Below are 25,245 nucleotides of genomic sequence, written 5' to 3' on the forward strand. Positions count from 1 at the left end.
AGCCCAATGCCCTGCGCAAGGGGCGAAAGCACCGATCAAGTTATTCTTTAACATAGTTTGATGGGAATAAACTTAGGTTTTTCGGCGGAAATCGTCATATGGGAATATTAAATGTTGCGCTCAAAATTCTAGCTGGTATAGTCGGATGAGGTAACCCCAAAAGAATAAGGAGAGGCTATGAAAAACCCCATTGATAATTACTGGATGCTGAAACTTGAGGCGGTTAAAGAGAGTCTTGAAAATAATAATTTCGAAGTTCATATTACCGAATCCGCAACAGCGGCCAAAGACCTTGCCCTTGAAAAAATCATCCCCGGTCTTGGCGTTAAAAGCGTATCCTGGGGCGGTTCCATGTCCTTTGTCTCCACCGGACTCTTTCACGCCCTTAAAGACGATCCTGACCTGGATGTGCTGAATACCTTTGATAAAAGCCTGCCAACTGAGGAAATGCTGGAACTGCGGCGGCAGTCGCTGATGGTGGACCTGTTCATCACCGGGACCAATGCCGTGACAGAGGCCGGACATCTGGTGAACCTTGACATGATCGGCAACCGGGTGGCCGCCATGATGTGGGGACCGAAAAATGTGCTGCTCATCGTCGGGCGGAACAAAATCTGCGGCGACCTGGAAGATGCCATGTTCCGCATTAAAAATTACGCTGCCCCGGTGAATACCATGAATCTGGACAAGAAAACCCCCTGCCGTAAAACCGGTGTCTGCCATGATTGCAGCAGCCCGGACAGAATCTGTAACTACTGGACCATCACGGAAAAATGTTTTTCCAAAGGCCGGATAAAAATTATACTTGTGAACGAAGATATGGGATTTTAAGATGCAGAAAATAGTCGTATTCCAACAAAACGGATCAGGGGAATCAAAAATTGCGGGCATAAACAGGTTCGGCCAGGGAAAATTCGAGCTTGAGATCGTCAACATAGACCAGGTACTGCCGCCGCTGATGGATGACACCAGTGATGTCCTGCCCCAGACCCTGGAGGCGGACCTGGTACTGGATTACCTCAGGCACCAGGACCTTTCGGATGATTTGAGCCTCCTGTGCAGCCGTCTGAACATTCCGGTGGTGGCCTCGGGCAAGAAAATCACCGCCGGCGAAGCCATCTGCCCCCCCATCTGCTGTACCCTGGCCAGACATGATGTGCTGGGCGATTACAGCCGGTTTTTCGGGGCGCCCAAAATAGAAGTCCACCTGGACGGGGACACCATTCGTGAAATTGAGGTATTTAGAGGCGCGCCCTGCGGAGCCACCTGGCTGGCAGCCGCAAAGTGCAAAGATATGCCCGTTGAACGGGCATTGCACCGGTTCGGCCTTGAAATTCAGTTTTTTTGCACCGCCAACCCTGCCGGATGGGATCCCATGTACGGCAAAAGCCCGGTCCATCTGGCTGCGGACGTCCACTCGGCGGCATTGAAAGCCTGTCTCAAGAAAAAAAAGGTAAAGGCTTAACCTATTGCCTTTAATGCCACCGGATTTCAAATCCGGTCAGGTCTTCTTCCGGCTGTATTTGTTTTAGGGTCACCCCATCCACCCGTGAATGGGGTGACCCTTTTTTACACCATTGAAGCATCCGGTGGATATTCTCTTTTGAACCCTGGAACAAGGCCTGTACTGATCCGTCGGGCATATTCTTGACGTAGCCTGTAAGCCCGATGCTCTGGGCTGCCTTTTGGGTTTCCGCCCTGAAAAAGACGCCCTGCACCCTTCCTGTTATCGTGACAACAACGGCTTCACTCATTGATTCCCCCTTTTTTTACCCTTAGACTCCCCCCGGGTTAAGCTGGCTTTGGTCACCAGGTCAGATCCGAATTTGGCCAGTACCGAGTCCACGGCATGGTCAACGGATGCCCATTGCCTGTTTCGCTCCTCCCTCTTGTCCGGGATCAGGGAAAGCTGGACCGGCCCGGATTTGTCCATGAAATCGGAGACACCGACCCCCAGCAGCCGGATTTTTTTGGTGATGCTGACCTTATCCATCAATGCCACGGCCTCGTCAAAAATGGCATTGGAGGAACTGATCCATGATCCGGTTTTTTTTCCCCGGGTGATCTGGCTGAAGTCTGAAAATTTTATTTTAATGGAGACATGCCGGCAGATCCATCCTTTTTTCCTCAGGTCCCGGCCCACCCGCTGGGAATGGGCCAGCAGAATATTCCTGATCTCCTTCACGCCGTTTATATCCCGGGGCAGGGTGGTTTCGCTGGAGATGGATTTGCGCACCGATTTCCCCCCCACAGGGGTTGGGTCGATCCCCTGGGAGAGGGCGGATAACCGCCGGCCCATCTTTCCGAGTTTCCTGTCCAGAATATCAGGATCAAGGCCCTTGATGTCGCCCAGGGTGCGAATCCTTAAATTCTTCATCTCCGCCATGGCCCGCTTTCCCACTCCCGGGACCTTGCTGATGGGAAGATCCCTTATGACCCGCCCCATATCCTCCCGCCGGATCAGGGTCAGGCCGTCGGGCTTGTTCATGTCAGATGCAATTTTAGCAAGGAACCTCACCGGCGCGACCCCTATGGAACAGGTCAGGGCCAGCTCCCGGAAAACCGTTTCTTTGATGGTCATGGCAATGGCATCCGGGGGGCCGAAGAGTTTTTCACACCCCCGGACATCCATAAAGGCCTCATCTATGGATACCGGTTCCACCAGGGGGGAGAAGCGCCTCAGAATATCCATGATTTTTTTTGAATCACGACCATATTTTTCCCGGCTTCCCGGCAGTATGACAAGATGGGGGCACCGCTGAAGGGCCTGAAATACAGGCATGGCCGAATGGATGCCGAACCTGCGGGCCTCATAGCTGGCCGTTGACACCACGCTTCTTTTTGACCGGCCGGACACCACTACCGGTTTTCCCTTCAGTTCCGGATTGTCCCGCTGTTCCACCGATGCGAAAAAGGCATCCATATCCACATGGAGAATCATTGCCCCTGGTGCCTATGAGTTGTTCCGGGAAGCATTCAGGTCGCGTTTCTGCATTTCAAGGACAAATTTGTGAACCACTTCATACTCATCCACCCGGCAGTCTTCAAAAATGCAGTGGCAGACATTGTTGGCGGTGATGTGAAGGATCCGGGTCCAGGCCGTGAACCTGGGATCTCCGGTGAAGTTGGGCATGTCAAGGGAGAGGGTAATCCGGTCGGCGTCATATTGACTGAACCCCTGGTTTTCAAAGGCGAGCCCCCCGGCACTGATGTCCAGGAGTGCCACCGTTTTTCCCTTGAATGACATGGCCAGACGCTGGGATTCTGGAAATATATATCGGTAGGCATCCCGTTTGTCATGGATGCCGAGGTCGTCTGTCAGAATCGGCGGCTCTTTAGCGGTTTTCTTTTTTTTCAAGAACAAACTCGACTCTCCTGTTTTTGGCCCGGTTTTCCTCGGTGGCGTTGTCGGCAATGGGAATGAGGTCTCCATAGCCTGTGGCGGTCAGGCGCCTGGGGTCTATACCTTTTGAAATGAGATATTTTAGGACCGTGGTGGCCCGTATGGCGGATAATTCCCAGTTGGAGGGAAATTGCCTGGTGGCAATGGGGACGTTGTCCGTATGCCCTTTAATATTGATATCATACTCGGTATACTCTCCCAGCAGGTCTATCATGTCATCAATTTCAGGAAGGGCGGCCGATTGGAGGGTGGCCGATCCCGAATTAAACAAGGCTTCTCCGGAAATGGTGACAATAATTTTGCCGTCTGCTGCCTTGAGACCCAACCTGTTTTTTACTGCCGCATTCCTCACCAGTCTGTCCATGGACTGGTACAATGCCGCATCCCTGCTTCTCAGCCCGGTGATGTCCTCGATGCGGATTTTTTTGTCAAATCCGTCAGGCTGCCCGAGAAAGGTCATTATCCCCTGCATTTCCGGCCGCTGCCGGACCACGGATTTCACCGAAGCAATGGTGGTTTTATATCTTTCCTTTTCAAATGAGGCAAGGGAGTACAGCAGCACAAAAAATACCATGAGCAGGGTCATGAGGTCGGCATAGGTGACCAGCCAGCCGGGTTCGTCATCAAAGCTGATCAGCTCGTTGTCATTATGGGGGTATTTCATGCCTGGCCCTTTATGTCCATCTTGTCGAGGGGCTTGCGCAGCCGGCTGGAAATAAAACTGGACAATTTCTCATAGATGATCACCGGATTGTTGTTGTTGATGATGGAGATGGCGCCCTCCCGCATGATTTCAAGACTCATGATTTCCGCAATGGTTCTGGATTTAAGCTTGCCTGCCACGGGCAGAAAAAAAAGGGTGGATAAAAAGGAACCGTAAAATGTGGTCAGCAGGGCTGTGGCCATGGCAGGGCCGATGTGGGACGGGTCCTGGAGCCTGGACAGCATCTGGACAAGCCCGATCAGGGTGCCCAGCATGCCGAAGGCAGGGGCATAGATGCCCATTTTGCGGAACACCTCCTGGACAATGAAGTGGCGCATCTGAAGCGACCGGATTTCCGTGGTCAGGGCCGCCCGGATCACCTCTTCGGAAGAGCCGTCGGCCAGCAGACCGCAGGCCTTTTTCAAAAAGGAGGACCGGGTTTTGACGTTGGCCAGGTGAAGCAGCCCCTGGCGGCGGCTGATCCGGCTGAGTTTGATCATGGTGGCCACGGCCTGGTTGGGGTCTTCTTTTTCCTTTGAAAAGACAAAATAGGCCGCCTTGAAAGCCGCAAACACGTCCCGGAACTGGAAGGTGATCAGGGTGGTGGCAATGGTGCCCCCGAAAACAATCATCAATCCGGGAATATTGACAAAATTGTGAATGTCCCCCCCCAGAAAAATGGCGGAAATGATCAAAGTGAGACCGGAAATAATACCGATGAAAGACGCAATATCCATAATATATTTAACCTGTGTTGGGACAAGGGTTTCAATGATCCTTCATGCTATAATATTTCCATGTCACTGGTCAAGGAATTTGGCGATGGCTGGGGCGTCCTTGCTGCGGCCGGGGATTGGCTTCGAAAAATAAATGGGACCGCACCTGGCACAACAGGCCTAGGGTGTAAAAGAACCGTTGATTAAGCTGGACGGAATCTGTTATCTTTCGACCTGTTTCTACTAACGTTGATTTTCGATGGGAAAAGACAGGGGATGCGGAAAAGGCTTTTTATTCTTTTGGTTTTGGCGGTAGCGGTTTTTGCCGGATGCGGCAGGGCGCCGGAGCAGGGGGACGCCGTGACTGAGAAGCCGGTGCAACTGGCAAAATTGGAATATGAACAATTGCCGGAGGGAATAAACTGGCAGACCAACAATTCAGACCCTGTATTTGCCTCTCCCCATGCCAAAAAAGGAGGAATGGTGAGGGCGGCCCTGCTCAGTTTTCCCATGACCTTCAGGGTGGTGGGGCCGGATTCCAACGGCGGATTCAGGAGCGCCATCCTTGATAACCAGCTTTCCCTGATCAATATCCATCCGAACACCGAGAATATCATACCGGAACTGGCGACCCACTGGGCCTTTGGTGATGATAAAAAGACCATGTATTTCAAGCTGGACCCCGACGCAAGATGGTCCGACGGGGTGCCGGTGACGGCCAGGGACTACGTCTATACCCTGGCGTTCATGCGGTCCGAGCATATTATTGCCCCCTGGTACAACGACTATTATACCCGGGAAATCGAAAAGGTGGTTGCATTTGATGACCACACCATTGCCGTTATAAGTACCAAGGCCGTGCCTGATCTTTATTTGAAGCTTGGCATCAGCCCCATCCCCGAGCATTATTTCGGCAGGCTGGACAATGGGTTTACCTCAAAGTACAATTGGGCGGTTGTCCCCAACACCGGCGCCTATCAGATCAGTGAATTCAAAAAAGGCCGGTACATCCGGTTCAAACGAAAGGCCCACTGGTGGGCCAGTGAGAAACGGTATTTCAAGAACCGGTTCAATGTGGACGCGGTACAGTATACGGTGATCCGGGATTTTAACCTTCAATGGGAATATTTTAAAAAGGGGCGGCTGGATGCCTTTGGGATGACCCTTCCCAAATTCTGGCATGTGAAGTCCAAAACCCCGGTGATTGAAAAGGGATATGTAAACAGGATATGGTTTTTCAACGACCGGGAGCATCCTTCCCGGGGCATGTGGTTGAACCTGGACCGGCCCATATTCAAGGACAGGAGGCTGCGGCTTGCATTTGCACATGCAATGAATGTGGATAAAGTCATCCAGAATGTTCTTCGGGGAGACTATTTCAGGTTGCCCCAGGCGTTTTACGGGTACGGGAAATATACGGATTATACCATTACACCGCCGGATTATGACATTCAGAAGGTTGAGGAACTGATGACTGCCGCCGGCTGGACCCGGGGACGTGACGGAGTGTGGCAGAAGGACGGCCGCAGGTTTTCGGTGATTGTTACCTATTCCTATGATGAGCACATGGCACGGCTGGTGGTTCTTAAAGAGGAGGCGCTAAAAGCCGGGATTGAACTGCGGCTTGAAAAGCTGGATCCGTCGGCCATGTTCAAAAAGTTTCTTGAAAAACAGCACGATGTGGCATGGATGGGGTGGAGCACCAGTCTGCGCCCGTCTTACTGGCAGGGATGGCACTCTGACAATGCCCATAAACCCCAGACCAATAATATCACCAATACGGATGATCCTGAATTGGACCGGCTCATTGACCAATACCGCGACAGCCTTGATGAGCAGGAGCGCATTCGCCTCTCCATTAAAATCCAGAACAAAATCCAAGAGAAGGCCGCATACGTGCCCACCTTTATGATCCCCTACGTGAGGATTGCCTATTGGCGGTGGATGAAACTTCCAGAACACCACGGCACACGGATGTCCGACAGCCTGTTCGACCCGTTTTCATCGACCACCGGCGGGCTGTTTTGGATTGATGAGACCGTCCGGCAGGAGACCCTTGGGGCCATGAAGTCGGGTCAAACCTTTTCACCGGTGTTGATTACGGATACAAGATACAAGAGAAAGGTGCCGGAAAAATGATTGCCGATGCGCAGGAAAACATACTTGAGGTGGAAAATCTTGTGGTGGCCTTTGACACGGATAACGGCCCGGTTCGTGCCGTGGACAATGTGGGGTTTTCCCTGAAATCCGGGCAGGTTCTGGGCATTGCAGGGGAATCCGGGTGCGGAAAAAGCGTCACTGCGCTTAGCATCATGCGACTGCTGCCCAGGCCCGCGGCCCGGATTCTTGGGGGGCGTATCTTGTTTAGCGGTCGGGACCTGGCATCCGCACCCATTGAAGGCATGCACGGCATCAGAGGCCGGAAAATCGCCATGATTTTCCAGGAACCCATGACGGCGCTGAATCCGGTCCATTCTGCCGGGCGGCAGATTATGGAGGTATATAGCCTCCACTTTCCTGAAATGACGGCAGAAGCAAGGCGCAGGGCTGCGGTTGGAATGCTGGAAAAGGTGGGGATTCCAGATCCTGAAAAAGTCATGGCCAAATATCCCCATCAGCTGTCAGGCGGCATGCGCCAGCGGGTGATGATCGCAATGGCGTTGGCCTGCGAGCCCGATATCCTCATCGCCGACGAACCCACAACCGCCCTTGATGTGACGGTGCAGGCCCAGATCATGTCATTGATCCTTGAACTTAAAGACCGGCTGGCCATGTCGGTAATACTTATTACCCACGATCTTGGCGTTATCGCGGAAAATTGCGATGAGGTGGTGGTGATGTATGCTGGAAGGGTCGCAGAACGTGCCGGTGTCAATCTTTTGTTTAAAGACCCGCGCCACCCTTATACCCAGGGGCTTCTGGCATCCATTCCCTCAAGGGCGCATACGGCGAAAACCCGGTTGCCCACCATTCGCGGTACGGTGCCTTCACTGTTGCAGATGCCGGAGGGATGCCGGTTTGCGGACCGGTGCCCCATGGCTGAAAAACAATGCCGCCACCAGGCCCCTGAATTACGTTCAATTGGCAAAAACCGTTCAGCAGCCTGTCATTTGCTTACCTGAAACAAAAAAAACATCTTTTAAAAATAATCCTTGATTTTTGAGTAAAAGCTAATTAGATACTTCTTAAGCTCATTAGTGCAGGGCTTTTTCGGTTTCGTTCTACAGGCATGACCCATTTGGTAAGTGGCAGGACCTGAGGTTTGAAACTAGAAAATTATTCACCACAATTAAGGAGAGAGTCACAATGGCAAATGGGATCGTAAAATGGTTCAATGATGCAAAGGGTTACGGATTTATTGAGCAGGAAGAAGGACCCGATGTATTTGTCCATCATTCAGGCATTAATTCGACCGGCTTCAGATCCTTGAACGAGGGCGACAAGGTGACATTTGACGTGGAAGACGGACAGAAAGGTCCGGCTGCGGTTAACGTTACCGTTCAGTAGTACTTTTTTCAAAAGGGTTTTAACGACGTGGGCGTAAAACCCTTTTTTTTTGTTTCCGGGTCTCCTGAAGATCCGAGTTCGCGACCGCAGTATCTGCTTACCCTTTGACTATTTTTCCTTTAAAACCTGTCAAGGGAATAGGGGGCCGGATCAATCCGGGGGGAAACTCCGTAAATTAAATCCGTTACCAATTTACCGGTACCCGTGGCCAGGGTCAGTCCCAGCATGCCGTGGCCCGTTGCCACAATGAGGTTGTCGTGTCCAGGCGCCCTTCCGATCAGCGGCATGTCGTCACAGGACATGGGTCTGAGCCCCGTCCATTCCTCGACCAGGGGACGGCCCAGAGGGGTTTTCAGGTAATGGCCGGCGCCGTCCAGCAACTTATTGAGGCGTTTCCGGTTCAGGGTCTGGGAAAATCCTGAAAATTCCATTGTACCCCCGAGGCGGTATCCGCTTTTCCAGGGCGTGACCACCATATTTTTTTCGTAGAGCATGCAGGGGATCTCAGGGCATTGGCCGGGACGTCCCATGGTGATGCTGTAGCCTTTTCCCGGCTGCACCGGCAGTTTTAACTCAAGCGTCCGGGCAAGGGGTGCAGACCAGGCCCCTGCAGCCAGGACATAAGCATCTGCAGAAAACCGGCCCCTCGGGGTCTCTATCTCTTTAATGGTCTGGCCTTTTCGGCAGATGCCGGTGACTTCGCATTTCTCTTCAATGGTTAGCCCCCGGCGAACCAGGTGATTTTTCCAGGCCGCCATTAAAAATTCCGGCCTCAGGTGCTGGTCGGTTTCATTGTGCCAGGCACCGGTAATGTTCGGGGAAAGGGCCGGTTCCAGGGCCAGGGCCTCATCCCGGCCCAAGCGGCGGTATCCGGGGCCGAACCGCCGCAGCAGGTCATTGGTCGTCTTGTAATTCTCAAAATATTTCTTTTCACTAAACACCAGGAGCACACCTTTTTTCCCGAAATCGCATTGGAGGATACCGGTGTCGAGGAGGTCGGCAAACAGGACTGCGGAGTATTCAAGGATCTCATATTTTTCCCTTGCAGCTTTTTCAGCCTGCCCGGCCCTGCAGTTGAGGGCAAACCGGGCCAGCCAGAGAAGACGGTCCATGTCGGCTTCGGGTTTGATATACAGCGGCGAGGTACCGGTAAGGGTCCTGTAAATTTCGTGGCTCACAGCGCCGGGGGCGCACAGGGGAAGTACATCGGTATAATAGAGAAGGCCGCAGTTGCCGTGGGAGGCACCGCTGCCCACCGCCTGCTTTTCAATGAGGGTGACATCTGCGCCCTTGGCCATAAGAAAGTGGGCGCAAGAGAGACCGATGACACCGCCGCCGATGATAATGATACTGGATGTCCTCGCCATGGAAGGGCTCCTGGAATTTTCTTGGGTTAACTGCCAGCTCAAACCGGTTGCACCAGTGAAACCAGGACAGATTAGGACAGATTTTTTGCCAATTCAACATAAAAATGAACCATTGCAGTATTCAGGAATTTTCTTTTGGTGTATAAGGGGTGATTATGCAAATTCTGGAAATCAATCGGTTAAAAAAATATTTTCCGGTGACCTCGGGGGTTTTTCTCAGGGCAACCGGCAGTATCCATGCCGTTGACGATGTTTCCTTCAGCCTGTCCAAAGGAGAGACCCTGGGGCTGGTCGGGGAATCCGGGTGCGGAAAATCAACCCTGGCCCGATGCCTGATGGGCCTTTCCCCCCTCACCTCCGGCAGTATTACCCTTGACGGCGAATCCATTTCCCCAATGACTTCGGCCAGGCGCCGTTCCTTTTCCGCCCGGGTTCAGATGATTTTCCAGGATCCCTATGAATCCCTGAATCCCCGGCATACGGTACGACAGATCCTGGCAGAGAAATACGCCATCCACGGCCGGCCGCCTAAGGAGGCGGACAAGGACCTTCATACCCTGCTTCACCAGGTGGGCTTGGGGGCCGATTCCCTGGAAAAATATCCCCATGAATTTTCCGGGGGGCAGCGCCAGCGCATCGGTATCGCCAGGGCGGTGAGCATGACCCCGGAAATTATTATCTGCGACGAACCCGTATCTGCATTGGACGTATCCGTGCAGTCCAAAATACTCAACCTCCTCTTGGATCTTCAAAAGGACCTGGGGCTGACCTATTTGTTTATTTCCCACGATCTTTCAGTGGTCCGGCACATGTCGGACCGGATCATTGTCATGTATCTGGGCAAAATCATGGAAATTGCTGATGCCGCCACCCTGTATGAACATCCCTGCCACCCGTATACCAGGGCATTGTTGGATGCGGTGCCTGTCCCCGACCCCGGTGCCAGGCGGGAGACAATTCTTCTGGAGGGAGAGATACCATCGGCTGAGCATCCCCCGCCCGGATGCCGGTTTCATACCCGGTGTCCCCATGTGCGCCCCCTGTGCCGGGAAAAAGAACCGGATTTGATACCTGACAAAAAAAACGGTTTCCATAAAACGGCCTGCCATTTCTTTAATTGACAATTGTTTTGCCCATCTGTTTCACCGGGGCCGAGCCTCCTTCCGGGTGTAATGGGCTTGCGGAAAACGGTGCGGAGTGATAAAGTTCCTGCTTCGTTGAGAGGAGGAGTGATTTTGAAAGAAGGCCGAATATCCAGGCACATCCGCCCAAGCTGCCGCCGAGTTGGCAAATGCGGACTGAAAGGGCCGCGCAGGGCCATGAATCCCTGTGTGCGCAAAGCGGTGAACACATTCACGGCCTTGGTTGCCGTCGCCCTGTTCATAACCTTTATGGGATGTGGCGAGGCACCGGTTTCCGATCCGGAATATATCATCAGGGCCGGTACCGAAATGGTAACCCCCCAGGATTTTGCCAGGGAAGTGGAACTGAAGCTGGCTGCCTACCCCTATGAAATTAAGACAAGGGACAATGAGTACAACCTCATGGTGATGGATCTTGTGTCCACCCTCTCCGATGAAACCGTTCTTTTGGCCACGGCGGGGTCCAAAGGGATCCAGGTTTCAGAAGTGGAATTGGAAAAGGCTGAAAATGATATCCGGCAGGACTATCCCGAGGATAGCTTTGACCGCATGCTCATGGACAATGCCATTGAATATACGGTATGGAAAAAACGGCTTAAAAAGGATATGGTCATTAAAAAATTGATTGACCAGGAATTGGTGGCTGTACAGGAAATTACCCCGGAAGATATGCTGTCTTTTTACAGTCAGATGGCGGAAAGCACAAAGGGGGAGAATACCGAAACCGTTGACGAGGAAGGACTGGTCAAACAATTGCGTATGGAAAAAAGCCAGGCCGCATTTGACCAGTGGATCCAGGACCTGAAGACGGCCAATCCGCCGCAAATCAATAAAAAAGCGCTTGCCGCTTTTCTAATAAATTAGGAAACAAACAGAAAAAGAGGATATACGGATGGTAAATACAAGACGGATGATGACGGCTGCAGCAGCTGCGGCCATGATTGTCATGGCCAGTATTCAGCCTGCAGCAGCAGAGGTGGTCGACAGGATCGTTGCAATTGTAAACAATGAGATCATTACACTTTCTGAACTGAATACGGCCACTCGGTCTTACCGGCAGAATATTGAAGCGTCACAGAATTCCGAAGAACGGAAAAAAGAACTGATTTCCCAGCTTGAAAAAGACATGCTCCAGAAGCTGGTGGAAAATTCCCTTACCGTCCAGGAGGCTGAAAAATTCGGTATCAAGGTCTCCGACGAAGACATAGATATTGCCGTTGAAAATTTTAAAAAGGCCAACAATCTTGATGAAGAACGCCTGGAACGGGGACTTGCCGCAGAAGGCCTGACCATGGAAGAATATCGAGATAAAATGAAATCCCAGATCCGGCAGACCATGTTGGTGAACCGGGCGGTTCGGTCTAAAATAATCATCACCGATGAAGAGGTGGCGCAATATTACGACGCCCACAAGGATGAGTTCCAGGGCAATACAAAATACCGCCTGCGCAATATACTCACCCGCAAAAAAACGGAGATGGACACCGTTATGGAAAAGCTCAAGTCCGGGGTTGCCTTTGGGGATCTGGCAAAGGTCTATTCCATTGGATCCAATGCCCCTGAAGGCGGAGAGCTTGGACTGTTTGATATCTCAAGTTTCAGCGAAGAAATCCGCGAGGCTGTCCAGCCCTTGAAAAAGGGGGAACATACCCCTGTGCTGAATACCGGCTCCACCTTCCAGATTATCTTTGTTGAAGATATTGAATCGGAAGGCGACAATACGCTTGAACAGGCCAAGGAGAAGATTCAGAACATCCTCTACCGGGCCCAGGGGGAAAAGCTGTTCAAAAAATGGATGGCATCACTTAAAGAAAATGCTCACATCAAACTGATGCTCTAATCCGAATACACCTTACCAGACCTTCAGGTAATCACCGACGGCTCTGACACCCAGGGCCTGTTACCAGAGGAAAACTATGCAGAACGAACAGATTCAGATACTAAAAGTCAGCATTAAGCGCCTGCTCCGCCGGGGGGCCAACAAGCAGCTGCTCAATATCATCAATAAAACCCATATGGCCGACCTTTCATTGGTTTTTCAGGATTTAACCCTGATTAACCAGCAGAAATTGTTCAACCTTATTGATGATCCAGAGGAGATCGGTATCCTCTTTTCAAAGCTGGACGAGGCCGTGTTTGTGGAGTTTGTCAAACATGTGAACTTCGACAAACTGGTCACCATCTTCAACCACATGCCTTCGGATGATGCCGCCGAACTGCTGGGTCTTCTGGATGAGGAGCGGTCCGACAAAATTCTTTCCCAGATGAAGACCGAAGAGTCGGATAACGTCGAGCAGATCATGAGCTTTGACGAGGATACCGCCGGCAGCCTCATGGTGAAGGATTTTGTGGCCCTGAAGGAGGACACCACCTCCAAGGAGGTTATTGAGGCATTGCAGAACAAGTATCTGGATGTCGAGATGCCCTTTTACGTTTACGTGATCAACGACTACGGAAATCTTGTGGGCGTCAGTTCCCTGCGCCAGCTGGTGGTGGAGTCCCCGAACCGGCCTCTCAAGGAATTCATGGCAACGGATATTGTATCGGTAAAACCGTATACCGACCGTGAAGAAGTGGCCCGGCTGGTTTCCCGGTACGATTACCTGGCCATTCCGGTGGTGGACGACGACAACGAGATGCTGGGCATTGTCACGGTGGATGACGTCATTGACATCCTCCACGAGGCCGCCACCGAGGATATGCTGAAAATGGCCGGTGTGGGTGAGGAGTACGTGGAGACCCAGACGATTATCAAAGGCACCCGGATCCGTCTGCCCTGGCTTTTTGCCAGCTGCCTGGGCGGTGTGGCGGCCTTTTTCATCATTGGCGGATTTGAAGAAACCTTGGTCCAGTATGCCGGCCTTGCCGCCTTTATCCCTGTCATCATGGGCATGGGCGGTAATATCGGCACCCAGAGTTCAACCATTGTGGTCCGCGGTATTGCCACCGGCCGTATAGATGTCAGGGATTTTTCCAGGGTGGTCACCAAGGAGTTGAGTGTCGGCTTTATCCTGGGGGTGATCTACGGCATGCTCATTGGCATGGTGGCCAAGCTTAATTATCTGTCCGACCCGTTTTCCTGGGCCCTGGCCGGTTCGGTAGGACTGGCCATACTGGTATCCATGTCCGTGGCCGCCCTGGTGGGTTCCATGGTGCCGCTGGTGTTCCACCGGATGAGCATTGACCCGGCCGTTGCCACCGGTCCTTTTGTGACCACCTCCATCGATATTGTCAGTGTCTATTGCTATTTTATGATTGCACGGTATCTGCTCGGCATCTGATGGACAGGGCGGATTTTAATACGGACGCCATACTCCTGCGTAAAATTGAATACGGGGACCATGACCTGATCATCACCTTCTTAACCCGGGACCATGGCAAAATTGCAGCTATCGCAAAGAATGCCAAAAAGAGTGTGCGCCGGTTTTCAGGGGCCTTGGACCTGTTTTCGGCCAACCATATCCAGTGCGCCTTCCCTAAAAAGAACCGGGACGGGCTGATTATTCTCACCCAGACGGTTCTGGACAACGGGTTTCCCAATATCCGTTACGATGTGCTTAAAACCGGATATGCCTGCTATTGGATGGAAATACTCACCCTGTGGCTGGAGGAGGGGAAAGCCCAGCCGGACCTGTTTGAACTATTATACACCTCCCTTGGCATGCTGGACCGGTCCGAAATACAGACCGAGGTGGCCGGGCTCCTGTTTCAGATAAGATTCATGAGCCTGTCGGGGTTCTCCCCCAACCTGGAGTGCTGTGACCTCTGCCGTACCGGGCTGGACAGTCTCCGGGACCGGAAGATCTGGTTTGATTTCAGGGAAGGGCGGATTATCTGTCCGGATTGCCGGCGGAAAACAGGAAACGGCCACCGGGCGGCACCGGATAGCGGGATGCTTGTCTCCAAAGGCACTTTGAAGCAATTGGCATGGATCAATACAAATGATACGGCCCGGGCCGACCGGATGAAATTTTCACCGGAAGCGATCAAGGAGGGAGAGAGTCTGTTGGAATCATTTATTCCCTTCCACCTGGGGCGGACCTTTAGAAGTCTTGGATTTTTACAGCGGATGAGGCGGGAAAGATGAATTTTAATTCCATTCTTGAAAATCAACCGGTTCACACCTCGGTACCCTGCCGGGTAGATTTCGGCGGCACCCTGGATATCTCCACCTTTTATCTTTCCCTGGCCCATTTACACCCGGCTACCTTCAATTTAGCCCTGGATATGAGAACCCATGTTCGGCTGCTGCCCTGGACATCCGGACGGATTAAAATTTCCTCCCGGGGCTTTGAGACCATTGAACAGCGCCAAGAAGATAGACGGGTGGATAATCCCATGGGGCTGATGTTTGCCGTTGCCCGGTATTTCAACGCCCATGGGGTCCACATTGAAATCAATTCGACCTCCCCGCCGAGAAGCGCACTGGGGGGATCCTCATCGGCGGCCACCGCCATCATTGCAGCCTTTTATGCGGCGCTTGGCAAATCCAGGTCTCCTGAGCATATCGCCTGGCTGGCCCATTATCTGGAGTCATCCGTGGCAGGGGTGCCCTGCGGGGTGCAGGACCAGACCGCCGCAGCCTTTGGCGGGGTGAACCTCTGGGAATGGGGATTCGGAAAAACCGGGCCGAGGTTTGACCGGCGGGCCGTATATGAGAAGGGGCAGGATATCGCGGTGCTGGATCGGCATATTCTGGTGGCATACTGCGGAATTCCCCACGAATCCAAGGATGTCAACGGCAAATGGGTAAGGGGGTTTAAGCAGGGGGACAGCGTTGAGACATTCGAGAAGATCATTGGGTTGACAAGAGCGTTTTCCTCGGCAATGGGAAAGAAAAATTTCAAGCGGGCAGGGGAATTGATGAATGAGGAGACCCTGCTGCGCTGCCGGCTGACCCCTGAAGTTCTTGACAATACCGGTGAAAAATTGTTTGGAAAGGCAGGCGAGCTGAATTGCGGTGCTAGGTTTACCGGTGCCGGCGGAGGCGGATGCCTCTGGGCCGTGGGCGAAGCCGCTGAAATTTCCGCCCTTACCGGTGAGTGGCAGCAGATCCTTGGCACCATTCCGGGCGGGAAGATTCTGGATACATCCGTGGATATGCGGGGCATTGTCATCCATAAAAACTGATAATACAAACCATATTAATTCAAAAGGAGGATTCATGGCAGGTTATGATCCTGATAAGGACAAAAAAATAGCGGAATGGAAAAACGAGGAAACCGGGTTGCTGATTTCCATCATGCAGTACGGTGAAGGGGAACCCAAGGTCCAGGTCGGCCCCAGGATTTTAAAGAAAAAAGACGGCACCGACCGGGCTCCGTCAAAGGCGGGCCGCCTTTCCGTTGAGGATATCATGTGGCTCTATGACATTATCGACGAGGTTAAAGATGAGCTATCCGACATGGTCGGACCTGAATAGCCCTTCCATTGTTCCGCCCCTGGGGGCCAGGCAGGCGCCGGACTTAGGGGCCGCCGCCCTCATGGTCAGTACGGCCCCGGACCTGCGATACATCCGGGCCAACGCCGGAAAGCTGGAGGAGACCCCCTTTTTCAACGGGAGCCTCTTTAAAGATAAAGAAAACGGCGTTGCCGTGGCCGGACCCTATATCGGTGCCCCTTACGGGGTCATGCTCCTTGAATCCCTTGCGGCCAAAGGGGCGGGCGATATCATCATACTCGGATGGTGCGGCGCCTTAACTCCGGACCTGTCACCCGGCGATCTGCTGGTACCGGACAGGGCATTGGTGGACGAGGGGACCTCCCGCCACTACATGAATCTGGAAACAGACCTGCCGTGCACCGGGCCGGACCCCTCTCTGTCCCGGGAACTTGTCAGACTTCTGGCAGCGGCCGGGGATATCCCCGGGGAGGCCCTTCATACAGGGCCCGTCTGGACCACCGATGCCATTTACCGGGAGACCCCGGAAAAGGTGGCCTGGTATGCTGACAAAGGGGCGCTGGCCGTTGAAATGGAATGCTCCGCCCTTTTTGCCGCGGCCGCATACAGAGGGGTCAGGACCGCTGCCCTGCTGGTGGTTTCCGACAGCCTTGCCCTAGAAAACGGGGACTGGGATCCGGGATTCAGAAAGAAACGATTTAAGGCCATGCGCAAAACCGCCTGCCGCAGGGCCGTTGAAATAACCAGGAAGTTCGCCCAAAATGATCAATCCTGAAATGACCATTGAAGACCTAAGACAGGAAGCGCAGCAGCTGCAAAAGGAGTTGACCGAGCACAGCTACCGTTACCACGTGCTGGATGACCCCGTTATTGATGATGCTGCCTATGATATGATGCTCAAACGCCTGGTGGCGCTGGAAGAGCAGTATCCCGAGCTGTGCACCCCCGACTCCCCCACCCGACGGGTGGGGGCACCGCCCCTTGCTGAATTTGAAACGGCTGCCCATTCCGTTCCCATGCTCAGCCTGGATAACGGGTTCTCCGATGAGGATATTCTGGCCTTTCACCAGCGGAATATCAAATCCTTGGGGGCAAGGGAATTAAATTATACCGCAGAGCCCAAACTGGACGGGGTGGCTGTGGAACTGACCTATGAAGACGGGGTACTGGTTCTGGCCACCACCAGGGGCGACGGCACCACAGGGGAGGTCATCACCGACAATATCCGGACCATCAATGCCGTTCCCTTAAGGCTCCAAAAAGGGGCAGGGCCCATCCCGGAGTTCATTGAGGTGCGCGGGGAGGTTATTATCAGGCAGGCTGATTTTGCGGCCCTGAACAAAGCCCGCCTCCGCAACGGTGAAGCGCCCTTTGCCAACCCCAGGAATGCGGCCGCCGGCTCGTTGCGGCAGCTGGATTCAAAAATTACCGCAGGCCGTCCCTTGACCATTTTTGTCTATGGACTTGGCCTTGCCCGGGGGCTGGCCTTCAAGTCCCAGGGGGAGATGCTGGAACGGGTGAAGCAATTCGGTTTCCCGGTAAACCCCAATATCCGCTCGAATATAAAGATCAAAGAGGTGCTTGAACATTACCGCCGCCTTGTTGAGATGCGGCCTGCACTGGACTATGAAATAGACGGCATGGTCATTAAAGTTGACGAACTGGCCATGCAGGCGGCCCTGGGAGAAAAGGTCAAAAGCCCCAGGTGGGCCATCGCCTATAAGTTTCCCCCGACCGAAAAGACCACCCGGATCAATGATATCGTCATCCAGGTCGGCCGAACCGGCACCCTGACTCCGGTGGCGGTGCTGGAACCCGTAAACGTGGGCGGCGTTGTGGTATCCAGGGCAACCCTTCACAATGCCGATGAGATCAAGCGCAAGGATATCCGTATCGGTGACAGGGCGCTGGTAACCCGGGCCGGGGACGTCATTCCCAAGGTGGTAAAGGTCTTTCCCCAGGAACGTAAAGGAAATGAAAAGCCGTTTGTCATGCCCGGCACCTGCCCGGAATGCGGTAGTGCGGCACACCGGTCAGAGGAGGAAGCCGCAGTGAAATGCGTCAATGCCGCCTGTCCGGCCCAGTTCAAGGAACGGGTCCGCCATTTTGTCTCCAAAAAAGGGATGGATATTGACGGGCTGGGCAAGAAACTGGTGGACCAGCTGGCCGAACAGGGGCTTGTGGCCTCTTTTGCGGATCTTTTCAGGCTGGACCTGGTGAAGCTGATCTCCCTTGAGCGAATGGGTGAAAAGTCAGCATCCAATCTTCTGGCAGCCATTGAGAAGGCCAAAAGGGTTGACATGCCCAGGTTTGTTTTTGCATTGGGGATTGATCACACCGGCGAGAATGCTGCCAGGCTGCTGGCCCAGCGGTTTGAAACCATTGAGGCGTTGATGGATGCGGACTATCTGGCCATTGAATCCATCCACGGCATGGGAGAAAAAACTGCCCATGCCGTTACCCGCTTCTTTTCAATCCCTGAGAACAGGGCGGTGCTCCGGGAAATGGCAGCGGCCGGCGTGGTGATTCACAACACCCTTTACGGGGGGGCAGATCGTAACACAGACCAGGGAAAATCCCACGTATTTGCCGGAAAAACAGTAGTCCTCACCGGAACCCTGACCCTGTTCAAGCGTGCCGACGCCAAAGAAAAATTACTGGCGCTGGGGGCCAAGGTCACCGGATCAGTTTCCGCCAAAACCGATTACCTCATCGCCGGTGAAAAGGCCGGTTCCAAGTTGAAAAAGGCAGAAGGGTTGAATGTGCCGGTTCTGGATGAAGAAAAATTCAAAACCATGCTGGAGGGAGGCGCCTGATACGCCTTTCCCCCGGCGTCATCCGTATCCCGAAATTAATCTTTAAAAAAAGAATTCTGGCCCGTGGTTTCGAGGACCGACTGCCACAGCCTGCCCCGTGGGTCCATCTTTTTACGCCGGCCGGCCGAGGCATCCATGGGCACATGGACGTAATGGTTGTTCCAGAAGGATATGAGCAGATTTGTCTTTCCGGCCATGCCGGCATGGACCGCATCCCGGCCCAGAAGACCGCAGAAAACCGAGTCGTTGGCATTGGCGGGCAGGCTGCGGATAATATAGGAAGGGTCAATATATTTCAGGGAAATGGGAATATCCTTTGATTTAAAATATTGTATTATCTTGTCTTTTAGAAATAAACCGATATCCTTTAGTTTTACATTTCCAGAGGCATCGAACTCCGTATCCGTGTCATCAAAAAAATTCTGACCCGCCCCTTCGGCAACCACAATCACCGCATGTTTTCGTTTGATGAGCCGCCGCTCCAGGGCCTGGAGAAAACCGTTTTTGCCGTATAGGAAGATTTCCTCTTCGGGTATGAGCACAAAATTGGCGTCGGGCTGGGCCAGGGCTGCGGTGGCGGCCAGAAATCCAGAATGGCGGCCCATGAGTTTTATAAGGCCGATGCCGTTGGGGTAGGCCTCTGCCTCGTTGTGGGCGCCTTTAATGGCCAGGGTGGCGACATCCACGGCCGTGTCAAACCCAAAGGAGCGGGAGACCAGAAATATATCGTTGTCAATGGTTTTGGGGATGCCGATGATGGAAACTTTCAGTCCCCTCTGGGCGATTTCATCGGCTATCTTTTTGGATGCCATGAGGGTCCCGTCCCCCCCCACCATGAAAAGGATACCGATGCCCAGCCGTTCCAGGCAGTCCACAACGGCCGGTATGTCCTGGGCCCCCCGGGAGGAACCCAGAATGGAGCCCCCGGTGTTCTGGATGCCAGATACCGCCCTGGGATTAAGCTCAATGAGATCGTGGCCGAATTCAGGGATAAAGCCCTGAAGGCCGTGGCGGATGCCGTAAATATTTTTTACTTTGTAAAGATGATAGAGCTCCAGCACGATGGACCGGATGATGTCATTGAGCCCGGGGCAGAGGCCGCCGCAGGTGGCCACGGCACATTTGAGCTTGCTGGGATCGAAGTATATTTTTTCCCTGGGGCCGGCCTGTTCAAAGCTGAGAAGGGTGTTTGCAGCCGCCCCTTCAATTCGGTCGGCCCTGACATCCACGGTGATCTTGGCATCATCGGTAATGAACCGTGAGCCGCCGGAAGAGGCGATCCCCTCGGTGGTCAGGGGGGAGGGGATTCTGGCCTCTCCAAGAACGGGAATTTCCGTTCTGAAATCTTCATCTTTCATTGGCTGCCTCCATTGAATTTAAATGTGCCCTTGCCCAGAATGTCGTGGAGGTGGAGAAGCCCGGCAAGGCGTCTGTCTTCTGAGACAATGGGCAGGACGGTGATTTCGTGTTTTTCCATCAGGTTCAGGGCGTCGTAAAGAAATGAGTCCGGTGACAGGGAAAGGGGAGCGCTGGTCATGAGCTGGTCGACTTTTGTATCGGCGCTTGATCCGCCTTCGGCCATCCAGTGACGGATGTCCCCGTCGGTGACAATGCCGGCAAGCGTCTTTTCCTCGTTCATAATCAATACGGCGCCAAGCCGGTGGTCATCCATACAGGCCAGGGCCTCGGCCATGGAGGCGCCGGCCGGAATGCAGGGGGCTGCATCCCCGGGAAGCATGAGTTCGGCGACCCTGCAGGAAAGCCGCTGGCCCAGGGCCCCGCCGGGATGGGAACGGATGAAGTCCGCTTTTTTAAAGCCCTTTTCATTAATAAGGGCCACGGCCAGGGCGTCGCCCATGGCCAGTTGGGCAGTGGTGGACGAAGTGGGGGCCATGTTCAGGGGACAGGCTTCCTTTTCCACTCCCGTATCAATGACCAGGTCGCAGAATCCGGCCATGGTGGAGTTGGGTTTCCCTGTGAATCCGGCCACCCGGCAGCCAACCTCACGGATCACCGGCAGAAGCTGGTTCAGTTCAACGGTTTCTCCGGAATTGGATATGGCAATGAATACGTCGGAACGGTTCACCATGCCCAGGTCGCCGTGGACGGCTTCCACTGGATGGAGAAACATGGCATTGGTGCCGGTGCTGCTGAGGGTGGCAGCAATTTTCCGGCCGATGAGACCGGATTTTCCAATACCGGAAATGATGACCCGGCCGCTGGATTTGCAGATGTCGTTGACAAGCGTTTCAAAGGATGAATCTATTTTCTCAGTAAGGGCAAGCAGGCTCTCTGCTTCAATTTTCAGTACTTCTTTGGCGTCGTTTATGATCATAATTCGGTAAAATTCTTCTTTGTTGTTATTTAAAACTGTGAAACTTCTCTTTTTTTTAGTATATACATCACCCGGTTCTATTTTCCCAGTGAAATTTGCGGCTTTCCGCCTGGGAAGCCTGCTTCGGAATAAAACAATGATTGACAATCGCCGGGGTGTTGTGATATTTGTTCAAGGTTATATTCCCCGGGCGGGGAAAAATGCAAATAATGGTGCCCGGCGGTGCTGCAGGCAGACGGCGGGCGCTTTGAATTTTATACCCATAAACTAAACAGGAAGTGTATTATGATTTGTACTACTGTCAGAGAAGGTGACGAATGTGTATTCATGACCGCCGAGGGCTGCAGCTTTAACGAAGGCCATTGCCTTCCCATCGTAGACGAATGCAAAGGATGCCGGAGAACCGGTGAATTCGCCACAGGCGAGTACTGCACCGCAGCACCTGACCCTTCTCTCAAATGGAAAAACGGCAACTGCAACATTGCCACCCATGTTAAAACCGTTGCTGCCACCAAAAAGCAGAAACTCAATCCCATCAAGGCATCCAAGAGAAGATAAGCCTAAAGAAGATAAGCAGGCAACGCTGTTTTTAATAAAAACTCTGCGGCTTTCCTTGAATTTAGGGTGGGGCTGCGGAGTTTTTCATTTTTTGCAGGCAGCATATTTCAATTGCCCTGTGAGCCGGGGCCAACCATTTGACAATCTGACAAAGGGAAATGTGATGAATCCAATTGCCCAGGAACTGAATACAATCATTCATGAAAATGCCCCCCATGTGTTTGAGATGCTCTCGGACATGGGGAAAGCCCTGTTTTTCCCAAAAGGCATTTTAAGCCAGAGTGCCGAAGCCAAGGTTAAGGCCGATAAAATTAATGCCACCATCGGGATTGCAAAAGAAGGGAACTCTGTGCTGAGTCTTTCTTCTGTGACACAGTTTATCACCGGCATCGAGCCGGACGCTTATCTTCCCTACGCCCCATCATACGGGATTCCGGCCCTGAGGGAAAAATGGAAGGATGACCTGTACAAAAAGAATCCCTCCCTTGGGGGACGGGACCTCAGCCTTCCTGTTGTCACCTCGGGAATCACCCACGGAGTGTCCGTATTGTCGGACATGTGGGTGAATGACGGTGACGTGATTGTGCTGCCGGATATGATGTGGGGCAATTACAACATGACCTTCTGTGTACGGAACCACGCCAGGATCGTTCATTACAAGGCTTATGACAGTGCACTCACCCGGTTTAACATTGATGATTTTGAACGGGTGATCCGAGCCCAGGCCGCGGAAAATGATAAGATCATCACCGTGCTCAATTTCCCCCACAATCCCAGCGGTTATACCCTGAGCAAAACCGAAGCCGACCGCGTGGCCGCCATCCTCATTGATGTGGCCAGGGAAGGCACCAATGTGGTAGCCGCCTGCGACGATGCCTATTTCGGGCTCTTTTTCCAGGAGGAAACCGCCAAGGAATCCCTGTTTGCCAAAATTGCGGGCCAGGAAGAACGGCTGCTTGCCGTTAAGCTGGACGGTGCCACCAAGGAAGACTATGTATGGGGGTTCAGAACGGGATTTGTCACCTACGGCATTGCAGCGAAGAAAAATCTTGATCAGGTATACCTCGCACTTGAAAAAAAGACCGGGGGATGCATCCGGGGGAATATCTCAAATTCCTCCCACCTGAGCCAGACCATCCTGCTCAAATCCATGGAAGACGAGAACTATGACAGCCTCAAGCAGGAAAAGTTTGACCTGCTCAAGGCACGCGCCATGAAAATAAAAGAGGTGCTCAAGGACCCCAAATATGCCGACGGCTTTGATGTATACCCGTTCAATTCCGGGTATTTCATGTGTATCCGACTCAAGGATGTCAATGCTGAGGCGCTGAGGGTGCATCTCCTTGACAATTACGGCACCGGCTTGATTTCCATCGGTGACAAAAACCTCAGGATCGCCTTTTCCTGTCTGGAAGAAAAGGATGTCAGCACATTATTTGATATCATCCTCAGTGGTATCAATGACCTTAGAAAATAATGATTCGAGAAATAAGTCTTAAAAAGGCCTTTTTCAATGAGCATTACCAGTAATAAACGGGTGGATCTGAAATATGCCACCAAATGGCTGTTTTATTTTGTCCTCATCGGCATCATCGCAGGGCTCGGTGCCGTGCTCTTCCATTACCTTTGCGGGCTGGGCATGCATTATTTCATGGATGCCATGGCCGGGTACCGGCCGGACAATCCTGCCGGGGAGCATTTGCTGCTGCCCCATACGGATACGCCCCTGAACCGATGGGTGCTGCTGATCCTTCCGGCAGTGGGTGGCATAATTTCCGGCTGGCTGGTGTACACCTTTGCCCCTGAGGCCGAGGGCCACGGCACGGACGCAGCCATTGATGCCTACCACCATAAAGGGGGCGCAATCCGCAGCCGGATTCCCATCATTAAAACCATTGCCTCGACCATCACCCTGACAACGGGCGGGTCGGGGGGCAGGGAGGGCCCCATTGCACAGATCGGTGCCGGATTCGGTTCTTTTCTGGCTACCAGGTTCAACCTGTCGGAACGGGAACGGCGGATCATGATGGCCGCCGGTGTCGGGGCCGGGGTGGGCAGTATTTTCCGCGCGCCCCTCGCCGGTGCCCTGTTTGCCGCAGAGGTGCTCTACCGTGACCCGGATTTTGAATCCGAGGTGATTATCCCCGCCGGGATTTCCTCGGTGGTAGCCTATTGTATCTTCTGCCTGGTTTTTGGCTGGGGCTCTCTGTTCGACTCCCCGGGATTCAAGTTTCAGAATCCTTTGGAACTGGGGCCATATATTGTCCTGTCCGGGGTGCTGGTGCTCACCGGTGTGCTTTATGTCAAAGTCTTTTACGGGATGATCGGCATTTTTCACAAGCTCAAGGTTCCCAATCATATCAAGCCGGCCATAGGCGGCTTATGTACCGGAATCATCGGTTATTTTCTGCCCTATACCCTGGCATTCGGTTATGGAATGGCCCAGGATGCCATCTTCAACAAACTGGCCATTTCAACCCTTCTGCTGCTGGCCATCGGCAAGATATTCACCACCTCCTTTTCCATCGGATCCGGGGGATCCGGCGGGGTGTTCGGTCCGTCTGTCGTCATCGGCGGTGCCATGGGGGGCGCCGTGGGCAAGATTTTCAATCTGCTCCTGCCAACTGTGGTTACCCAGCCCGGGGCATTTGTGATTGTGGGAATGGCCGGTTTTTTTACTGCCGTATCCAATACCCCTATTTCCACCATTATTTTTGTCAGCGAGATGACCAATTCCTATCATCTGCTGCTGCCCAGTCTGCTGGTATGTTCACTGTGTTATCTGCTGGCCAGGAAGTGGACTATCTTTGAAAACCAGGTTAAATCCAGGGTGGACTCCCCGGCCCATGCCGGCGAGTTCATGATGGATATTCTCCAGACCCTGAAGGTGGAGAACCTCACCCATCTGATCAAGGATGTACGCTGTGTAAATCAGGACATGCCCTTCAGCGAATTCAAGAAAATATTCCAGACCACCAAGCAGCATTATTTCCCGGTGATGGACGAGAAGGGGGCTTTTTCAGGGATTTTTTCCTCCACCGATATCAGGGAGGTGATTTTTACCAGCCATCTTGAGGATCTGGTGGTCATGAAGGATATCATGATTTCCGATCTCATCTCCACCACCCCGTCGGAGGACCTGAATACGGTGCTGCTGAAACTGACCCAGAAAAATATTGACGCCCTTCCTGTTGTTAAAGAAAACGACAAAGGGGCGTTTATCGGGATGATTTACAGGCGGGATATTATTGCGCACTACAATTATCATGTGACCAAAATCAAAGAGCAGGAATAGCA

The 25,245-nt window shown here is 53.0% G+C and carries 23 protein-coding genes and 1 pseudogene; 17 read left to right on the top strand and 7 right to left on the bottom strand.

The genetic code is table 11. The features are described 5' to 3' along the window. Positions 1 to 177: 177 nt before the first annotated feature. Positions 178 to 831: a lactate utilization protein gene (locus HUN04_00005; GenBank protein ID WDP88216.1), complete on the top strand. Its 654-nt coding sequence runs from the start codon at positions 178 to 180 to the stop codon at positions 829 to 831. 1 nt (position 832) lies between these two features. Beyond that, positions 833 to 1,465, top strand: coding sequence for a hypothetical protein (locus HUN04_00010; protein WDP88217.1), 633 nt, complete (start codon positions 833 to 835; stop codon positions 1,463 to 1,465). Positions 1,466 to 1,475: 10 nt separating this feature from the next. Here HUN04_00010 and dinB read toward each other — a convergent pair. The 4 genes and pseudogenes from dinB to HUN04_00030 form a co-directional block, all read right to left on the bottom strand. Then, a pseudogene (dinB, locus tag HUN04_00015) lies at positions 1,476 to 2,941 on the bottom strand (DNA polymerase IV). Between the two features lie 12 nt (positions 2,942 to 2,953). Beyond that, positions 2,954 to 3,358 (bottom strand): PilZ domain-containing protein, encoded by a 405-nt coding sequence (locus tag HUN04_00020; protein WDP88218.1) that lies wholly within the window; start codon positions 3,356 to 3,358, stop codon positions 2,954 to 2,956. Continuing rightward, entirely contained in the window at positions 3,336 to 4,067 is a 732-nt protein-coding gene (locus HUN04_00025; GenBank protein WDP88219.1) for an OmpA family protein, read from the bottom strand. The genes HUN04_00020 and HUN04_00025 overlap by 23 nt, the downstream gene beginning before the upstream one ends. Continuing rightward, a complete protein-coding gene (locus tag HUN04_00030) occupies positions 4,064 to 4,843 on the bottom strand; it encodes a MotA/TolQ/ExbB proton channel family protein (GenBank protein ID WDP88220.1) in 780 nt (259 codons plus the stop codon). Before HUN04_00030 ends, HUN04_00025 begins: the two co-directional genes overlap by 4 nt. 255 nt (positions 4,844 to 5,098) lie before the next feature. Here HUN04_00030 and HUN04_00035 point away from each other — a divergent pair, with 255 nt between their 5' ends. The 3 genes from HUN04_00035 (at position 5,099) to HUN04_00045 (ending at position 8,329) form a co-directional block, all read left to right on the top strand. Continuing rightward, the gene (locus HUN04_00035; protein ID WDP88221.1) at positions 5,099 to 6,961 is read left to right on the top strand and encodes an ABC transporter substrate-binding protein; all 1,863 of its coding nucleotides are present in this window, start codon (positions 5,099 to 5,101) and stop codon (positions 6,959 to 6,961) included. After that, the gene (locus HUN04_00040; protein WDP88222.1) at positions 6,958 to 7,944 is read left to right on the top strand and encodes an ABC transporter ATP-binding protein; all 987 of its coding nucleotides are present in this window, start codon (positions 6,958 to 6,960) and stop codon (positions 7,942 to 7,944) included. The genes HUN04_00035 and HUN04_00040 overlap by 4 nt, the downstream gene beginning before the upstream one ends. A gap of 184 nt (positions 7,945 to 8,128) precedes the next feature. Beyond that, positions 8,129 to 8,329: a cold-shock protein gene (locus HUN04_00045; protein ID WDP88223.1), complete on the top strand. Its 201-nt coding sequence runs from the start codon at positions 8,129 to 8,131 to the stop codon at positions 8,327 to 8,329. A 119-nt stretch (positions 8,330 to 8,448) separates the two neighbouring features. Here HUN04_00045 and HUN04_00050 read toward each other — a convergent pair whose 3' ends face one another. Beyond that, positions 8,449 to 9,696 (bottom strand): FAD-dependent oxidoreductase, encoded by a 1,248-nt coding sequence (locus HUN04_00050; GenBank protein WDP88224.1) that lies wholly within the window; start codon positions 9,694 to 9,696, stop codon positions 8,449 to 8,451. Positions 9,697 to 9,851: 155 nt separating this feature from the next. Between HUN04_00050 and HUN04_00055 the strand changes: the two genes are divergently transcribed. The 9 genes from HUN04_00055 (at position 9,852) to ligA (ending at position 19,055) form a co-directional block, all read left to right on the top strand. Next, on the top strand, positions 9,852 to 10,817 hold the full coding sequence (locus HUN04_00055; protein WDP88225.1) for an ABC transporter ATP-binding protein: 966 nt from the start codon (positions 9,852 to 9,854) through the stop codon (positions 10,815 to 10,817). 114 nt (positions 10,818 to 10,931) lie between these two features. Next, positions 10,932 to 11,702, top strand: a complete 771-nt coding sequence (locus tag HUN04_00060) for a SurA N-terminal domain-containing protein (protein ID WDP88226.1) — start codon at positions 10,932 to 10,934, stop codon at positions 11,700 to 11,702. Between the two features lie 28 nt (positions 11,703 to 11,730). Continuing rightward, on the top strand, positions 11,731 to 12,678 hold the full coding sequence (locus HUN04_00065; GenBank protein ID WDP88227.1) for a SurA N-terminal domain-containing protein: 948 nt from the start codon (positions 11,731 to 11,733) through the stop codon (positions 12,676 to 12,678). A gap of 76 nt (positions 12,679 to 12,754) precedes the next feature. Then, a complete protein-coding gene (gene mgtE / locus HUN04_00070; protein ID WDP88228.1) occupies positions 12,755 to 14,119 on the top strand; it encodes a magnesium transporter in 1,365 nt (454 codons plus the stop codon). After that, a complete protein-coding gene (gene recO, locus HUN04_00075; GenBank protein ID WDP88229.1) occupies positions 14,119 to 14,925 on the top strand; it encodes a DNA repair protein RecO in 807 nt (268 codons plus the stop codon). Before mgtE ends, recO begins: the two co-directional genes overlap by 1 nt. Continuing rightward, a complete protein-coding gene (locus tag HUN04_00080) occupies positions 14,922 to 15,968 on the top strand; it encodes a galactokinase (GenBank protein ID WDP88230.1) in 1,047 nt (348 codons plus the stop codon). Before recO ends, HUN04_00080 begins: the two co-directional genes overlap by 4 nt. Before the next feature lie 34 nt (positions 15,969 to 16,002). Beyond that, a complete protein-coding gene (locus HUN04_00085) occupies positions 16,003 to 16,260 on the top strand; it encodes a hypothetical protein (protein WDP88231.1) in 258 nt (85 codons plus the stop codon). Then, positions 16,229 to 17,014, top strand: coding sequence for a nucleoside phosphorylase (locus HUN04_00090; GenBank protein ID WDP88232.1), 786 nt, complete (start codon positions 16,229 to 16,231; stop codon positions 17,012 to 17,014). The genes HUN04_00085 and HUN04_00090 overlap by 32 nt, the downstream gene beginning before the upstream one ends. Then, positions 17,001 to 19,055: an NAD-dependent DNA ligase LigA gene (ligA, locus tag HUN04_00095; protein ID WDP88233.1), complete on the top strand. Its 2,055-nt coding sequence runs from the start codon at positions 17,001 to 17,003 to the stop codon at positions 19,053 to 19,055. The genes HUN04_00090 and ligA overlap by 14 nt, the downstream gene beginning before the upstream one ends. A gap of 35 nt (positions 19,056 to 19,090) precedes the next feature. On the opposite strand, the gene HUN04_00100 is transcribed toward ligA, so the two are convergent. Together HUN04_00100 and HUN04_00105 are read right to left on the bottom strand one after the other, a co-directional pair. Next, on the bottom strand, positions 19,091 to 20,413 hold the full coding sequence (locus tag HUN04_00100) for an ATP-dependent 6-phosphofructokinase (protein ID WDP88234.1): 1,323 nt from the start codon (positions 20,411 to 20,413) through the stop codon (positions 19,091 to 19,093). Next, positions 20,410 to 21,390, bottom strand: a complete 981-nt coding sequence (locus tag HUN04_00105; protein WDP88235.1) for a KpsF/GutQ family sugar-phosphate isomerase — start codon at positions 21,388 to 21,390, stop codon at positions 20,410 to 20,412. Before HUN04_00105 ends, HUN04_00100 begins: the two co-directional genes overlap by 4 nt. A gap of 285 nt (positions 21,391 to 21,675) precedes the next feature. On the opposite strand from HUN04_00105, the gene HUN04_00110 reads away from it, so the two are divergent. From HUN04_00110 to HUN04_00120, 3 genes are all read left to right on the top strand, one after another. Continuing rightward, the gene (locus HUN04_00110; protein WDP88236.1) at positions 21,676 to 21,948 is read left to right on the top strand and encodes a hypothetical protein; all 273 of its coding nucleotides are present in this window, start codon (positions 21,676 to 21,678) and stop codon (positions 21,946 to 21,948) included. A 163-nt stretch (positions 21,949 to 22,111) separates the two neighbouring features. Then, on the top strand, positions 22,112 to 23,425 hold the full coding sequence (locus HUN04_00115) for an aminotransferase class I/II-fold pyridoxal phosphate-dependent enzyme (GenBank protein ID WDP88237.1): 1,314 nt from the start codon (positions 22,112 to 22,114) through the stop codon (positions 23,423 to 23,425). A gap of 36 nt (positions 23,426 to 23,461) precedes the next feature. Further along, positions 23,462 to 25,243, top strand: a complete 1,782-nt coding sequence (locus HUN04_00120) for a chloride channel protein (protein ID WDP88238.1) — start codon at positions 23,462 to 23,464, stop codon at positions 25,241 to 25,243. Positions 25,244 to 25,245: the final 2 nt, after the last annotated feature.

Source organism: Desulfobacter sp., from assembly GCA_028768525.1.
In the GTDB taxonomy this organism is placed as follows: Bacteria; Desulfobacterota; Desulfobacteria; order Desulfobacterales; family Desulfobacteraceae; genus Desulfobacter.